This is a genomic window from Mycobacterium sp. 360MFTsu5.1, assembly GCF_000383495.1.
GTDB classification, from domain to species: Bacteria; Actinomycetota; Actinomycetes; order Mycobacteriales; family Mycobacteriaceae; genus Mycobacterium; species Mycobacterium mucogenicum_B.
Window position 1 is genome coordinate 287,078 of the sequence record NZ_KB911468.1, and the last position, 14,899, is coordinate 301,976.

13 protein-coding genes are annotated in these 14,899 nt (G+C 66.5%); 6 read left to right on the forward strand and 7 right to left on the reverse strand.

What is annotated here, in order from left to right:
- Positions 1 to 48 precede the first annotated feature (48 nt).
- The gene (locus H289_RS0118515) at positions 49 to 660 is read left to right on the forward strand and encodes a TetR/AcrR family transcriptional regulator (RefSeq protein WP_020102306.1); all 612 of its coding nucleotides are present in this window, start codon (positions 49 to 51) and stop codon (positions 658 to 660) included.
- Here H289_RS0118515 and H289_RS0118520 read toward each other — a convergent pair.
- Complete coding sequence (locus tag H289_RS0118520; RefSeq protein ID WP_020102307.1) at positions 636 to 3,488, reverse strand: MMPL/RND family transporter; 2,853 nt, start codon at positions 3,486 to 3,488, stop codon at positions 636 to 638. The two genes, H289_RS0118515 and H289_RS0118520, sit on opposite strands and share 25 nt — an antisense overlap.
- A 195-nt stretch (positions 3,489 to 3,683) precedes the next feature.
- Between H289_RS0118520 and H289_RS0118525 the strand changes: the two genes are divergently transcribed.
- Together H289_RS0118525 and H289_RS0118530 are read left to right on the forward strand one after the other, a co-directional pair.
- On the forward strand, positions 3,684 to 4,301 hold the full coding sequence (locus tag H289_RS0118525; protein WP_020102308.1) for a hypothetical protein: 618 nt from the start codon (positions 3,684 to 3,686) through the stop codon (positions 4,299 to 4,301).
- Positions 4,302 to 4,387: 86 nt separating this feature from the next.
- A complete protein-coding gene (locus H289_RS0118530; protein ID WP_020102309.1) occupies positions 4,388 to 5,689 on the forward strand; it encodes an acyl-CoA dehydrogenase family protein in 1,302 nt (433 codons plus the stop codon).
- Positions 5,690 to 5,901: 212 nt separating this feature from the next.
- Here H289_RS0118530 and H289_RS0118535 read toward each other — a convergent pair whose 3' ends face one another.
- The 4 genes from H289_RS0118535 to H289_RS0118550 form a co-directional block, all read right to left on the reverse strand.
- Entirely contained in the window at positions 5,902 to 6,930 is a 1,029-nt protein-coding gene (locus H289_RS0118535) for an amidohydrolase family protein (protein WP_029105421.1), read from the reverse strand.
- Between the two features lie 73 nt (positions 6,931 to 7,003).
- Entirely contained in the window at positions 7,004 to 7,987 is a 984-nt protein-coding gene (locus tag H289_RS0118540) for a VOC family protein (protein WP_020102311.1), read from the reverse strand.
- Positions 7,984 to 8,853 (reverse strand): alpha/beta fold hydrolase, encoded by an 870-nt coding sequence (locus tag H289_RS0118545; RefSeq protein ID WP_020102312.1) that lies wholly within the window; start codon positions 8,851 to 8,853, stop codon positions 7,984 to 7,986. The genes H289_RS0118540 and H289_RS0118545 overlap by 4 nt, the downstream gene beginning before the upstream one ends.
- A complete protein-coding gene (locus H289_RS0118550) occupies positions 8,850 to 10,364 on the reverse strand; it encodes a bifunctional 3-(3-hydroxy-phenyl)propionate/3-hydroxycinnamic acid hydroxylase (RefSeq protein ID WP_020102313.1) in 1,515 nt (504 codons plus the stop codon). The genes H289_RS0118545 and H289_RS0118550 overlap by 4 nt, the downstream gene beginning before the upstream one ends.
- 79 nt (positions 10,365 to 10,443) lie before the next feature.
- On the opposite strand from H289_RS0118550, the gene H289_RS0118555 reads away from it, so the two are divergent.
- The 3 genes from H289_RS0118555 to dmpG are packed head-to-tail and all read left to right on the forward strand — an operon-like array spanning position 10,444 to position 12,526.
- The gene (locus H289_RS0118555; protein ID WP_020102314.1) at positions 10,444 to 11,070 is read left to right on the forward strand and encodes a TetR/AcrR family transcriptional regulator; all 627 of its coding nucleotides are present in this window, start codon (positions 10,444 to 10,446) and stop codon (positions 11,068 to 11,070) included.
- Positions 11,067 to 11,522: a hypothetical protein gene (locus H289_RS30800; RefSeq protein WP_020102315.1), complete on the forward strand. Its 456-nt coding sequence runs from the start codon at positions 11,067 to 11,069 to the stop codon at positions 11,520 to 11,522. Before H289_RS0118555 ends, H289_RS30800 begins: the two co-directional genes overlap by 4 nt.
- Positions 11,519 to 12,526 carry a 4-hydroxy-2-oxovalerate aldolase gene (gene dmpG / locus H289_RS0118565; RefSeq protein ID WP_020102316.1) on the forward strand — a complete coding sequence of 336 codons (1,008 nt, stop codon included), beginning with the start codon at positions 11,519 to 11,521 and terminating at the stop codon, positions 12,524 to 12,526. Before H289_RS30800 ends, dmpG begins: the two co-directional genes overlap by 4 nt.
- Here dmpG and H289_RS0118570 read toward each other — a convergent pair.
- Both H289_RS0118570 and H289_RS0118575 read right to left on the reverse strand, forming a co-directional pair.
- Positions 12,523 to 13,671 carry a thiolase family protein gene (locus H289_RS0118570; RefSeq protein WP_020102317.1) on the reverse strand — a complete coding sequence of 383 codons (1,149 nt, stop codon included), beginning with the start codon at positions 13,669 to 13,671 and terminating at the stop codon, positions 12,523 to 12,525. The two genes, dmpG and H289_RS0118570, sit on opposite strands and share 4 nt — an antisense overlap.
- On the reverse strand, positions 13,664 to 14,899 hold the full coding sequence (locus H289_RS0118575) for a CaiB/BaiF CoA transferase family protein (protein ID WP_020102318.1): 1,236 nt from the start codon (positions 14,897 to 14,899) through the stop codon (positions 13,664 to 13,666). Before H289_RS0118575 ends, H289_RS0118570 begins: the two co-directional genes overlap by 8 nt.

Genomic DNA, 14,899 nt, shown 5'->3' on the forward strand with positions numbered 1-14,899 from the left:
ATGAACAGACCGGTCTGTCTATCGACGGTTCTCCGCTATGGTGCAGATATGAGCGCGACCCGCACCCCCCGGCCAGACCGGCCGGCACCCCGCACCGACACCGTCGGGCCGGCCCAGCGGCTACTCGACACCGCGTCGAATCTTTTTGCCGCACAGGGAATTCGGGCCGTCGGCATCGACACGATCCTGCGCGAGGCGGGGGTCGCGAAGGCCAGCCTCTACAGCTCGTACGGCTCGAAGGACGCGTTGGTGATCGCGTACCTGAACCGATTGGATCAGGCTGATCGCAACCGCTGGGAATCGAAGACTTCCGGCATCGCCGACCCGGTGGACAAGCTGCTGGCGTTCTTCGACCTCGCGGCCGCCGCGGCACGCAAGCGCCAATTCCGGGGCTGTCTGTACGCCAACGCAGCCACCGAATTCCCGGGCGACACCCTGGAACCGGTACGGGCACACCGGTTATGGATGCGTGGGCTACTGAACGAGCTGCTACAGAACGCTCAGGTGCCCGACGCCGCCGTGGTCGCCCAGCGCATCCAGCTGATCTACGACGGCGCCCTCACCGCGTCGAAACTCGAACGATCGACGGCGCCCATCACCCTGGCCCGTCAGATGGCCGCGGAGCTCATCACGAGCTACTTGCCGGCCGCCGCCGGCTGAATCCCGATGGCCGCCAGTCGCCGCTCGGACGCCTCCTGTCGGACGCGCTTCGGCCACCAGAACCACTTGCCCAGCAGCGCCGCGATGGCCGGTGTCATGAACGACCGGACGATCAGGGTGTCGAACAGCAGGCCCAGCGCGATGGTGGTACCGACCTGCGCCATGACCTTCAGGTCACTGAAGGCGAAGGACGCCATGGTGGCCGCGAACACCAGACCCGCGGAGGTGACCACCGAACCGGTGCCCGCCATCGAACGGATGATGCCCGTCTTCAAACCGCCCGGCAGCTCTTCCTTGAACCGCGACACCAGCAGCAGGTTGTAGTCGGAGCCCACCGCGAGCAGCAGGATGACCGACATGGGCAGCACCATCCAGTGCAACTCGAGGCCGACGAGGTGCTGCCACAACAGAACCGACATACCGAACGACGCGCCCAGCGACAGCAGCACCGTGCCGACGATCACGCCCGCCGCCACCATGCTTCGCGTGATGAGCAGCATGATGATGAAAATCAGTGACACCGCGGCGATTCCGGCGATCATCAGGTCGTACTGCGCGCCGTCGTGCATGTCCTTGTACGTGGCGGCGGTACCGGCCAGATAGATCTTGGAGCCCTCCAGCGGGGTGCCCTTGATGGCTTCCTTGGCGGCCTGCTTGATCGGGTCGACATGGGCGATGCCGTCCGGCGTCGCCGGGTCACCTTCGTGCTGAATGATGAAGCGAACCGACTTGCCGTCCGGCGAGATGAAGTTCTTCATGCCGCGCTTGAAGTCCTTGTTGTCGAAGGCTTCCGGTGGCAGGTAGAAGGAATCGTCGTTCAGCGAGTTGTCGAACGCCTCGCCCATGGCCGCCGCGTTGTCCGACGACGCCGCACGCTGGTCCACCTGACCCTTCTGGGTCTGGTACATGGACAGCATGTACTGCTTCATGTTCTTCATGACCTCGATCTGAGGCGGCATCACCGTGACCATCTCGGCCGTCAGCTTGTCCATCTTCATCAGATCCGGGACGAGCGTCTGGATGTCGTCGGTCATGACGTCGATGCCGTCGAGGGTGTCGAACAGCGCCCGCGTGGACCAGCACATCGGGATGTCGTAGCAGTGCGGTTCCCAGTACAGGTAGTTCCGGATGGGCCGCAGGAAATCGTCGAAATCGGAGATGTGGTCACGGAGGTCGGCGACGTCGAGCGCCATGTTGGCGGTCTTCATCGACATGTCGTGCGTCGTGGCGGCCATCTGCGTGGTGATGGCCTGCATCTTGGTCATCGTGTCGATGCTGACCTGCATGTCGTTGGCCTGCTGCAGCATGTTGGCCATCGAGTCCAGCTGGTACTTCTCCGTCATCTTCGAGGTGACGGCCTGCATGCCCATGATGAACGGAATCGTCGTGTGCTTGATGGGTTTTCCGTCGGGGCGGGTGATCGTCTGTACCCGCGCGACGCCCGGGGTGTGCACGATGGCCCGGGCGATCTTGTTGATCACCAGGAAGTCGGCCGAGTTCCGTAGATCGTGGTCGCTCTGCACCATCAGCAGCTCAGGGTTCATCCGCGAAGCGCTGAAATGCCTTTCGGCGGCGGTGTATCCGACGTTGGCGGTCAGGTCGGCCGGCACGTAGCGGCGTGCGTCGTAGTTCGTCTTGTAGCCGGGCAGCGTCACCAGTCCGACGAGGGCGAGCGCCAGCGTCGCGACGAGCACCGGTCCCGGCCAGCGCACCACGAGAACACCGACACGACGCCACCCGCGGGAGTGGATGGCGCGCTTGGGTTCGAAGCGCCCGAAGCGGCTACCGATCTTGATGACGGCGGGCCCCAGCGTCAGTGCCGCGAGGACGGCGACGAGGGTGCCGATCGCGCAGGGCACGCCCATGGTCTGGAAGTACGGCAGCCGGGTGAAGCTCAGGCAGAGCATGGCGCCGGCGATGGTCAGACCGGACCCCAGAACCACATGCGCCGTCCCGCGGAACATGGTGTCGTAGGCCTTCACTCGGTCTTCGCTGTCGCCGCGTGCTTCCTGGTAGCGCCCGATCGCGAAGATGGCGTAGTCGGTACCGGCCGCGATCACCATCAGCGTCAGCAGGTTCACCGCGAACGTCGACAGGCCGATGATGTTCGCGTTGGCCAGGAACGCGACGACGCCGCGAGCCGCGCCGAGCTCGAGGAACACCATCAGCAGGATCAGGATCATGGTGACGATCGACCGGTAGACGAACAGCAGCATCACGGCGATCACCAACAAGGTGATCGCGGTGACCCGCGCGACGCTCTTGTCACCGGCGTGGTGCTGATCCGACACCAGCGGGGCGCCGCCGGTGACGTACACGTGCAGCCCGGCCGGCGGATTCGAGTCGGCGACGATCTGCCGGACCGAGGCGACGGAGTCGTTGGCCTTCGTCTCGCCCTGATTGCCGCGCAGGTAGACCTGGACGTACGCGGCCTTGCCGTCGGCGCTCTGGGAGCCGACGGCCGTCAGCGGGTCGCTCCAGAAGTCGGCGACGTGCTCGACGTGGTCGGTGTTGGCGGTCAGCTTCGCGACGAGGCCGTCGTAGTAGTGGTGTGCCTCGGCGCCGAGCGGCTGGTCGCCCTCGAGGACGATCATCGCGTTGCTGTCGGAGTCGAACTCCTGGAAGTTCGCGCCGATCTGCTTCATCGCGATCATCGCCGGGCCGTCCTGGGCGCTCAGCCCGACGGTGTGCTCCTCGCCGACCTTCTCCAGCGGCGGGACCAGCGTGTTGGTGGCGACGTTGAGCAGGAACCAGCCGATCACGATCGGCACCGCGAGCACCCAGATCAGGTGGCCGATCTTGGATCGCTCGGTGTTGGTGGCACTCACTCGGGGCACCCTTCCGTCAGGCCCGCCAGGTCCACGGAAATGGAGCTCGTCGGCGTTACAAAATCACTGTCGCGCGAAATATACCTAGCTAACCAAACTTTTATCCATAGCAGCCACCAAAAAAGGCCTCCGACCTCCCACGAAATGGGACAAATCGGGCTCTTTTCGCCCGGTTTCGGCCGTAGCGTTGACGGCGTGGAAAATTCTCCGGCCGACACCTTCGGCAAGCGCTACGGCGAAGTGCTGCTGGTCTCCCAGACGCCGACGGGGCCGCAGGTCGCCGTGTTCAACACCTTCCCGCTGAACGACTGCCCACAAGAGGCGTGGTCCGCACTCAACCCGCAGGCCCTCGCCGAGGAGAACGGGGCCGCGGCCGCTTTACTCAACGGCCCGCGCTACTGGCTGATGAGCGAGATCGTGAAAACCCGCGAGGACGTCGGCGAGAAGAGGACGTTCGGCGGCATCGAGATGCTGCAGCAGGCGACGGTCGAACTGTCGTCGATGAACCCCGCGCCCTTCAGCGTGAACAAGGTCAGCCGCCGCACGGTGTTCGTGTTCGGCGCCGGGCGGCCTGTCTTCGAGCTCCTCGACCCGCACGGGCAGCGCTGGGTCATGCAGTCATGGAGCCAGACGGTCGACCCGACACTCTCACTGGCGGACCTGCCGGGGCTGGGTGCGCGGCTGCAGCTGCCTGACGGCTGGAGCTACCGGACCTCGACGCTGACCAGCCCGCTGCGCATCGACACCACCACCGAGGCCGCTCACGTCACACAGGACAACCTCGCCAACACCTATTCGTTGGCGAGCGCGTAATCCTCGCGGCCGTTCCCAAACCCGTCCCTGTGCGTTAAACAGAGACTGGTGTGTTTCTGACGGGTGGCTGAACTGAAGGAGGCCGTATGGCTTGGGATTTCGAAACCGATCCGGAGTTCCAGGAACTCCTCGACTGGGCCGACGCCTTCGTGCGCGACGAAGTCGAGCCGCTCGACCTCATCTGGCCGCACCTGCAATACACCGCACTCGACGAGACCCGGCGCCGGGTCGTCGACCCACTCAAAGAGCAGGTGCGCCGAAAAGGCCTATGGGCCACGCATCTTGGCCCCGAACTCGGTGGCCAGGGCTACGGGCAGCTGAAGCTGGCGCTGCTCAACGAGATTCTGGGCCGGTCGCAGTGGGCGCCGATCATCTTCGGCTGTCAGGCGCCCGATACCGGCAATGCGGAGATCATCGCGCACTACGGCACTCCCGAGCAGAAGGAGCAGTACCTACGGCCGTTGCTGAACGGCGAGGTCTTCTCCTGCTACTCGATGACGGAGCCGCAGGGCGGCGCCGACCCCACCCAGTTCACGACGTCCGCGGTCCGCGACGGCGACGACTGGGTGATCAACGGGTACAAGTTCTTCTCGTCCAACGCGTCGACGTCCACGTTTCTGATCGTCATGGTGGTGACCAACCCCGACGTCAGCCCATACCAGGGCATGTCGATGTTCCTCGTGCCGACCAACACGCCGGGCGTCAACATCATCCGCAACTCGGCGATCTACGGGGAATCCGACGGCCACGGCTCGCATGCCCTGATCCATTACGACAATGTGCGCGTACCGAATTCGGCCGTCCTCGGCGGCGAAGGCCAGGCCTTCGTCATCGCGCAGACCCGCCTCGGCGGCGGACGGATCCACCACGCGATGCGCACCATCGGACTGGCCCAGAAGGCCCTCGACATGATGTGCGAGCGCGCACTCTCGCGGCACACCGCCGGCAGCCTGCTGGCGGACAAGCAGGCCGTGCAGGGCTACATCGCCGACTCGTGGGCGCAGCTGCAGCAATTCCGGCTGTTCGTGCTGCACACCGCCTGGAAGATCGACAAGTACAACGACTACAAGAAGGTTCGCAAGGACATCGCCGCGGTCAAGGTCGTCATGCCGACGGTGCTGCACGACATCGCCTGGCGCGCAATGCAAATTCACGGCGCACTCGGCGTCACCAACGAGGTGCCTTTCCTCGGCATGGTCGCCGGCGCCGCGGTGATGGGGCTGGCCGACGGACCGACCGAGGTCCACAAGGTCACGGTCGCCAAGCAGGTACTGCGGGACTACAAGGGCACCGACGAGCTGTGGCCGACGGAGTGGCTGCCGGGCAAACGCGAAGCGGCACAGGCGAAGTACGCGGAGTACCTCGAACTCGAAGTCGGAAACCTCTAGCCGGCCGCCTCGGTCATACTCGCCGAATTGTTCGCCGACACGCTGACCGCTGCCTGAACGCATCGCTTCGGCGTGTCGAGCTCTCCTGCAGCACTTGCGATTCAGACCCGTCATCTTCGGCTGACGTTGTCACCATGCGTTGACGATGTCAGTGCATGATGACGGCCCCAGCCCGAAGTACATGCACAGCCAGGTGCGCCGGCGCGAGGCGGCTAGCGCGCCAGCAACCGGGTGACACCCCGCATCACCACGCGGCTCGCGGCGTGCTGTGCCTGCGCAATCAACGACGGCGCCGCCGGCGCTGCGGCACTGCCCAGCCGCGGGAACAGCGCCAGTGCGTTGGTGCGGTCGATCTCGCGGCGCCCGGCGTCGTCCAGTCCCCCGTACGTCTCCAGTCCGGCTGCGTACAGCTGGCTGACCTCGACGGGCGCGAACGGGAAGTCCGACCCGAATGTCACGTGACCAGGCTTGGCGAAGGCCAGCAGCGACGGCAGCGCGGCCGCCGTGGACGACAGCGCGGTATCGAAGTAGAAGCTCGCGAAGTCGTCGAGGTGATCGGCCGGGCTGCCGCCGACATCACTCGTGATGCCCATGGCCATGCGGTAGGACGCATACGGGACGAAGCCGCCGGCATGGCTCAGGATGAACCGGATGTTCGGGTAGCGGCGCCGAATGCCGTTGCGCACCAGCAGGTATGCCGCGCGACTGGTGTCCAGCAGGAAGTCGGCGGCGAACGGCAGCACTCCGTCGATCGCGTGCCCGGGCAGCTCGGCGGGGTGGACGAACACGACGGCCGAACGCTTGTCGAGCTCCGCGAACAACGCGTCCTGGCCCGTCGCACCGACATAGGTCCCGACGCTGTTGGCGAGCAGGAACACCCCGTCGGCACCCAATTCGTCGAGCGCACGCACCGACTCAGCGACGGAGGCATCCAGGTGCGGCATCGGCAGGGTGGCGAAGAACCCGAACTGATCCGGCTGGGCGGCAATCAGTTCTGCGCTGTAGTCGTTGAGATCACGGGCCAATGCGGCCGCGTCGGCCGCGGCCGACAGCATCGTCGTGCCCGGCGCGGAGACCGACAGGATGGCGGTGGCGACACCGAGCTTGGCCATCGTGTCCAGGGACGCTTCCGGAGACCAGTCCGGCATTGCCCGGCCGCCGGCATCGCCGATACCGGCGCGATCCAACGCCTTGCGGTAGACCGGCGGGACCATGTGGTGGTGGGTATCAATACGTTTCATGACGTTTCCTCCTCCGGTGATTTGTGCACGATATTCCGCGCCCACCGCGGAAAATCGTGCACAAATCCCGGGACTAGTCGCGGATTCCCACCCCGGCGAGCGCCGGGACGGTATCTTCGCGGTGCAGCAATGACCTGACTGCGGTCGAGAACTGCCCGAGCTTGTCGACGCTGGCCTGCATCTCGTGGCCCCAGATGCTGATGCCCTGGTGCGTCGTCGGCTTCCACGTCGATTCGTCGACGACCAGCGGGTTCCAACCGACCTCCCATTCGAAACCCGATGGCGTGACGGCATAGAACGACAATTCGCGGTCATTGGTGTGCTGACCGATGCCGAGCGCCATGTCGAATCCCAGGGCCCGCACGCGCTGGTAGCTGTCCGTCAGATCGTCGAGTTCGGCGACCTGAATGTTGAGGTGTTGCACCCGGGTTCGAATCGGGTTGATGGGCAGCCGATTCACCGCCGCGATGGCCACGGAGTGGTGACGCCGGTTGACCCGGAGAAACCGGATTTTGACCTTCACCCCGCTCATCGTCTCATCGATGAAGTCGCTGAGCCGCGCATCGAGCAAGGTGTTGTAGTAGCCACGCACCTCGTGCGGCCTGGTGCTGGTGACGGCCACGTGGCCCAGTCCGAATTCGCCAGTGACAAAACCTTTTCCGGCGACGGAAAGGTGGTCCCCGACGTGCGCGTGCGTGTACAACTCCTGCGCCAAGCCGTTGGGGCCGGGTATGCGCACCAAGCGCTCGACGCCGCGCAGCGCGGCTTCGTCGTCGCTCCCGACAGTGACCGGCACACCGCACCGGTGCACGCGGCGGAGGATCTCGTCGAAGGTCTCGTGATCGTCGACCTGCCAGCCCAATGCGGTGACGTCCTCAGCCGGTCCGCGCCGCAGCAGGAACCGGCATTGTTGTTCGTCGAGCCGGAATCGGATGGCGTCCGAGTCGAGGTCATCGAGGTGCATGCCGATCGCGTCGCGGCCGAACCGCCGCCAGTCGGCGAACCGCTCCGTCTCAACTGCCAGGTAACCGAGCGAGACATGCCCGAAGACGCTCATGGCTGGAACACCGTATTGTCCGTGAGGAATTCGTCGACCATCTGATTGAACAGATCGGCACGCTCCCACTGCATCCAATGGCCGGTACGACTGGTCATCACGAGTTCGGCGTTGGGCATGATGTTCTGCAGCATGGGTCCGCCGGAGGGCTTGTTCACCTTGTCGTCGCGGCCCCACAGGATCAGCGTCGGCGTCTGCAGCGATGCCAGCCGCGAGTCGCGGGTCAGGTCCATGCGCCACAGCGTTCGCAGGGCGAATGGTCCGGACGGCCGGCTCAGCGGCGGATCGGCCACCACCTCCGGGTCGATCGATGCGGCGTAGCGCAGATCGATCAGCTCGGCGGGAACCGAATCACCGTCGTAGACCAGGTAATTACGGATGAACTCGGCCAGCTTCTCGCGGCTGGGACCGGTGCCGCCGTAATACGCCAGCAGGCTGTTCAGTCCGGCGGTCGGCAGGCCACGGGTGGTGCCGATGCCACCGGGTCCCATCAGCACCAGCTTGCCGACGCGGCCCGGGGTGTCCAGCGCCAATCGCAGCGCCGCAGCGCCGCCGTAGGAGTTGCCGATCAGATGTACTGTGCTGATGCTCAATTCGTCGAGCAGCCCCCGCATCGCGTCGGCCAGCGAGCCGAAGGGATCGGACTTGTCGATGCCCTTCGATGAGCGCCCGTAGCCGGGCATGTCGGGAACGAGGACGCGGTAACGCTTTGCGAGCGCGTCGATGTTGCGGGAGTAGTTGCTGACGCCGGAGGCGCCGGGGCCGCCGCCGTGCAGCAGCATCACCGCGGGGCCCGAGCCGGCCTCGGCGACAAAGATCTTCCGGTTGCCGACGGTCACGGTGTGTTCGGTGCGGGTGGTGGTCATGCGGGTGCTCCTGTCAGGGTGGTGAGGTTCAGTCCGGCCGGCGGAGCCGGGAGCCGCCCGCCGGATGAGGCTGCGGCGTAGACGAATCCGTCCGGCCGGAGTACGACGGCGTCGGCTTTGTGGTCGGCCAGCCATCGCACGAGGCTGGGTTCGGTTGTCTGCAGAGTCGCGGCTCCTGCGGCGGCCCAGGCCGCCGCTCCGACCGGCACGGCGCCGGTGTGCATCAGCGTCCAACGGCCGCCCAGCAGATCGTCGAGTGGCACACCGTCAACGGTCGGTTGCGGAATCTGCCGGCCCACCGCCGGGTGCGCGGCTGCGAAGAAGCCGTCGTCGTAGTGAGCCTCCGGAATCCACCAGAATTTCTGCCCCACGGCGTTGGCGCCGGGAATTCTGGTCAGCGCCCGCACGACGTGGTTGCGGATGGCGGCCAGCCAGGGCCTCCGCTCGGTGATGATCCGGCCGACCAGCACGGCGCGCCGGGTGACCTCGGTGACGTGCGGCTTGCGTTCTGCGGCATAGGAATCCAGCAATGAGTCCGGCGCCTGGCCCCGGAGGACCGCAGCGAGCTTCCAGCACAGGTTGGCGGCGTCGCGCACGCCCGCGGACATGCCCTGGCCGATCCACGGCGGCATGGCGTGCGCGGCGTCGCCGGCCAGGAACACGCGGCCGACGCGCCAGCGGTCCGCCACTCGCACATGGTGGCTGTAGACGACGGCTCGCAGGATCTCGACGTTGTCGGGTGTGACGCCCTGCTCCCGCAGTACCTTCCACACCGCCTCGTCACTCACCAGGTCCTTCTCGTCCTCCCCCGCACGGGCCGGGTACTCCCAGCGGTGGTGTCCCAGCGGGGTCGGACAGTCGACGGTCGGGCGCGCCGGATTGCAGTGAAACCGCAAGCGGTCGTGGGCATCCCATTCCTTGACGACCTTGGTGTCGATGACGACCCAGCGCTCGCCGTAGGTGCGTCCGCTGTACCCGATGCCGAGCACCCCGCGCGTCGCCGACGAGCCACCGTCCGAAGCGATGACGTAGCGGGCGGTCACCCGCTTGAACGTGTCGGTACGCAGGTCGGCCAGCAGCAGTTCGACATCGTCGGTCCGGTTGGCCACCCGCAGGCATTCGTGTTCCAGGAGGACCTCGACGTTGGCGAAACGCGCCACGCCTTCGCGGAGTACCGAGTCGACCGCCGGCTGGTACAGGAACTGCTGCGACGGATGGCCGCACCCGCGGCCGTAGATGACCGTTTCGATGAACGGGCGGCCGTGGGCATCGACAAAGGCAACGGGGCGACCCGGCAGCATGTCGCGCTGAAGGCGCTCCGCCAGCCCGACCGACTGCCAGACCCGCAGCACCTCTTCGTCGGTGGAGATCGCCCGCGCCCGGCTGTAGATGTCCGGGTCACGCTCGATCACCAGGACCTTCAAGCCGAGCTGCCCCAGCAGGTTGGCGGCGGTGGCGCCGGTGGGGCCATACCCGATGACGGCGACGTCGTAGGTGTCTTCACTGCTCATTGGAGCCTCCGGGGCTTGTTCTGTAGTGATCGCTACGGTAATGTAGTGATCGCTACAGAGTCAAGAGTCGGGAGCGAAAATGACCGAAGCACCCAAGACCCGTCGCAAACGAGCCGACGGCGAGCAGTCCCGTGAGCGAATCCTGGACGCCGCCAATGCGATTGCCTCCGAACGCGGATACGAGGGCACGAGCATCGCCCTGGTCAGCAAGAAGTGCGGGCTCCCCGCCAGCTCGATCTACTGGCACTTCAAGGACAAGGACGACCTGCTGGCCGCCGTGATCGACCGCAGCTTCGAGACCTGGCTGCGCGTCTGGGAACTCCCCTCCGAGGGCGAGCCGCGGGAACGTGTCATCGGCCTGGCCAAGCAGCTCGCGAAGGGCCTACTCGACAATCCCGATTTCCTGCGACTCGGGCTCATGCTCGCGCTGGAGCGCCGACCCGTGGAGCCGCTGGCCCGCGCGCGTTTCCTGCAAGCGCGGGCGCAAGCTACCGCGTCGCTCACGGAAGCACTCGGCGAGCTGGCCCCCGGCCTCGCCGACGCCCAAGTGCGGCTGCTGGTGAACTACTCCATCGCCGGCGCCGACGGGCTGTTCATTGCCAAGGAACTCGGCGGCGACTCCGTGGACCTGCTCGAGTTGTTCGAGATACACGCCAACGCCATCTACGACACGGCGATCCGGATGCTCGCCGAGAACGCGCAATGACCGCGACCGCCGGGGCTACCGCGCCGATCGTCGCTGCCGTCGCGAGATCGTCGAGCGTGATCTACGCCGAGATCGTGTCGTCGATTTCGGCGCGCTCCGCCGGCCCGGACATCCGGGGCGGCATCGACGATCTCATCGAAACCACCTGTGCCGCAGTGCAGACCGCGGGCGCGCGGCATGCGAAGGTCATTTCGCTGCTCAGCCCGTCCCCGTCGACGCGGAACACCATCTACTGTCTCGTCGACGGTGCTGCCGATCACGTTGCCATCGAACGAGACATCCACACCGCGGTGGCACGAATCGGCGCTGAGGTAGGCGGCTTCCGGCTCAAGCAGGCCGTGCAGTTCGAGAGCATCGGCCCGATACACATCCCAGAAATCGGTGCCTTCGCCGGCACCAAGGTGACCGTGCTCGTCGAGGTCGCCACTGAAAATGCCGGAGTGCCAACATGATCTACATCAGCGACGTCACCCTGCGGGACGGCATGCATGCGGTCCGGCACCAGTACACCATCACGCAGGCCGTGGCCATCGCCGCTGCGCTCGACGCCGCGGGCGTCGCCTCCATCGAGGTCGCACACGGCGACGGACTGGGCGGGTCCAGTTGCGTGTACGGCTTCGGCGCACACACCGACCTGGAGTGGATCTCCGCCGTCGCTGCCGCGGTGTCCCGCGCTCGCATCGCGACGCTGATCCTCCCTGGCATCGGCACCGTACGCCAGCTGGGCGACGCTCATCGCGCCGGCGTCTCGGTCGTCCGCGTCGGCACTCACTGCACCGAGGCCGATCTTTCTGCGCGTCATCTCACCGCTGCCCGTGAGCTGGGTATGGACCCTGTCGGCTTTTTGATGATGAGTCACCTCGCCACGCCGGCCGCCCTCGCCGCGCAGGCAAAGCTGATGGAGGGGTACGGCGCGACGTGTGTCTACGTCGTCGACTCCGGTGGGGCAATGACCATGCGCGACGTCGCCGATCGGGTCGACGCCCTGCGTCAAACCTTGGACCCGGCAACCGAAATCGGCATCCATGCGCACCACAATCTGTCGCTGGGAGTGGCCAATTCGATCGCCGCTGTAGAACACGGCGCCAACCGCGTCGACGCATCACTGGCGGGCATGGGCGCCGGCGCCGGCAACGCACCGCTGGAAGTCTTCATCGCCGCGGCCACCAAGCTCGGCTGGCAGCACGGCTGCGATCTGCACGCGCTGCAGGATGCCGCCGACGATCTGGTCCGCCCGCTGCAGGAACGCCCGGTCCGCGTCGATCGTGAAACCCTGACGCTCGGCTACGCGGGTGTGTACTCCAGCTTTCTGCGGCATGCCGAGACCACCGCTGCGCGTTTCGATCTCGACGCCCGCACGCTGTTGGAGGAAGCGGGTCGACGCGGACTCGTCGGTGGGCAAGAGGACATGCTGGTCGACATCGCGCTGGACCTCACGCGCGCCGAGAGCGCCTAAGCGACCAGCTCCACCAGTGTCGCGTTGGCGGTGCCGCCGCCCTCACACATGGTCTGCAGCCCGTAGCGAATTCCGTTGTCGCGCATGTGGTTGATCATGCGGGTCATCAGCACCGCGCCCGACGCGCCGAGCGGGTGCCCCAGCGCGATCGCGCCGCCCAGTGGGTTGAGCGCCGCCTCGTCGGCGCCGGTATCGGCGAGCCAGGCCAGCGGGACCGGGGCGAACGCCTCGTTCACCTCGAAGACGCCGATGTCGCCGATCCGCACGCCGGTCTTGCGCAGCACCTTCTCGGTGGCCGGAATCGGGCCCGTCAGCATCAGGACCGGGTCGGCGCCGGTGACGGCTCCGCCGACATACCGCACCAGCGGGGTGAGGCCGAGCTGCAGCGCGTTCTCCAGCGTCATCACCAAAAGCGCTGCCGCACCGTCGGAAATCTGCGACGAGTTGCCGGCGTGGATGACGCCGTCCTCCTGGAAGGCCGGCTTGAGGCCGCCCAGCTTCTCGACGGTCGTCCCGCGCCGGATGCCCTCGTCCTCGTGCACCACGCCACCATCGTCGGTGAACACCGGCACGATCTGCGTGACGAACGCGCCCGAATCCTGTGCGGCGGCAGCGAGTTCGTGCGACCGCGCCGAGTACTCGTCCAGCCGCGCTCGCGACAGGCTCCACTTACTCGCGATCATCTCGGCCGAGATGCCCTGATTGAAACCGAAACCGTCATACCGGGCAAGCGCTTTCGGCCCGTACGGCTGCCCCGTCTGACGGGCCGCGCCGAGCGGCACCCGGCTCATCACCTCGACGCCGCCGGCCACCACCACGTCCTGCTGGCCCGACATCACGGCCTGCACGGCGAAATCCAATGCCTGCTGCGACGATCCACAGGCCCGGTTGACCGTCGTGCCCGGGATCGACTCGGGCCAGCCGGCGGCGAGCACCGACCACCGGGCAATGTTGCTCGACTGATCACCGACTTGCGAGACGCAGCCCCACACCACGTCGTCGACGAGGTCCGGTGACACCCCGGACCGTTCCATCAGTTCGTTCAGGACCACCGCGGACAGGTCGGCGGCATGCTGGCCGGCCAGTCCCCCGTTGCGCTTGCCGACGGCAGTCCGTACGGCCTCGACAATGACGACTTCACGCATGGTCGCTCCCTGATCCGTAGACCTCGCCGATGGCACCGGCGGCCCGCAGGCCGGCGATATCTTCAGCGCGGTAACCCAATTCGCCGAGTATCACATCTGTGTGCTCACCCAGTCCGGGGATTGCCCCCATGTTCAGCTCGAGGCCGCTGATCACCGGCGGCGGCAACAGTGCCTCGATGGGGCCGTTCGGGGTGCTGACCTGGCGCCACCGGTCGCGGGACTTGAGGTGCGGATGCGCGACCACCTCACTGGGCAGGTTGTACCGCGAATTGCCGATACCGGCGGCGTCGGCGATCCGCTGAATGTCCTCGAGATCGCGCTCTGCGCACCAGGATCCGATGGCGGCATGGAGCTCGTCGCGGTGCGCGCAGCGGTCCGGGTTGGTAGCGAATCGTGGGTCGTCGGCGAGGTCGGGCCGGTCGATGATCTCCCTGGCCAGGCGCTGCCATTCCCGGTCGTTGGTCGTGCCCAGCACCACCGTCTGGCCATCGCGGGTGGCGAAGGCGCCGTACGGCGCGACGGCCGGTGATGCCATCCCGAGCGGCTGCTGGTTCACGCCGGAGTGCTGGGTGTACGTCAATGGATAACCCATGATGTCGGTCATCGTGTCGAACAGGCTGACGGCTACCGACGGCGCCGCGCCGACCGATACCCCGCGAGCCCGGCCCACCAGCAGCGCCATGATGGACAGCGCCGAGTACAGACCGGTGGAGATGTCGGCGACGGGCGGGCCCGGCTTGGCCGGCATTCGCGGAAAGCCGGTGGCCGCGCACGACCCGGATTCCGCCTGTACCAGCAGGTCGTACGCGCGCTTCCGGGAAAGGGGTCCGCCCGGCCCGTAGCCATCGATCTCGACGGGAATCACCTGAGGGTGCCGTTTGCCGAGCTCCTCCGGTGACAATCCCAGTCGCGCGGTGGCTCCCGGCGCCAGGTTGGAGACGAACGCGTCGGCACGGTCGAGCAACTGGTGCAGCACCGCAATGCCTTTGTCGGACTTGAGATTCAGGGTGATGGACTGCTTGCCCCGGTTGGCCCAGACGAAATGCGCCGCCTGACCCAGCACCACGTCGTCGTAGTCGCGGGCGAAGTCGCCGCCCCGCGGATTCTCGACTTTGATCACCCGGGCACCGAAGTCGGCCAGCACGCGCGTGCACATCGGCGCGGACACCGCCTGCTCCATCGCGACGACGGTGATCCCGGCCAGCGGCAGCGACTGCGCTTCGGTCAC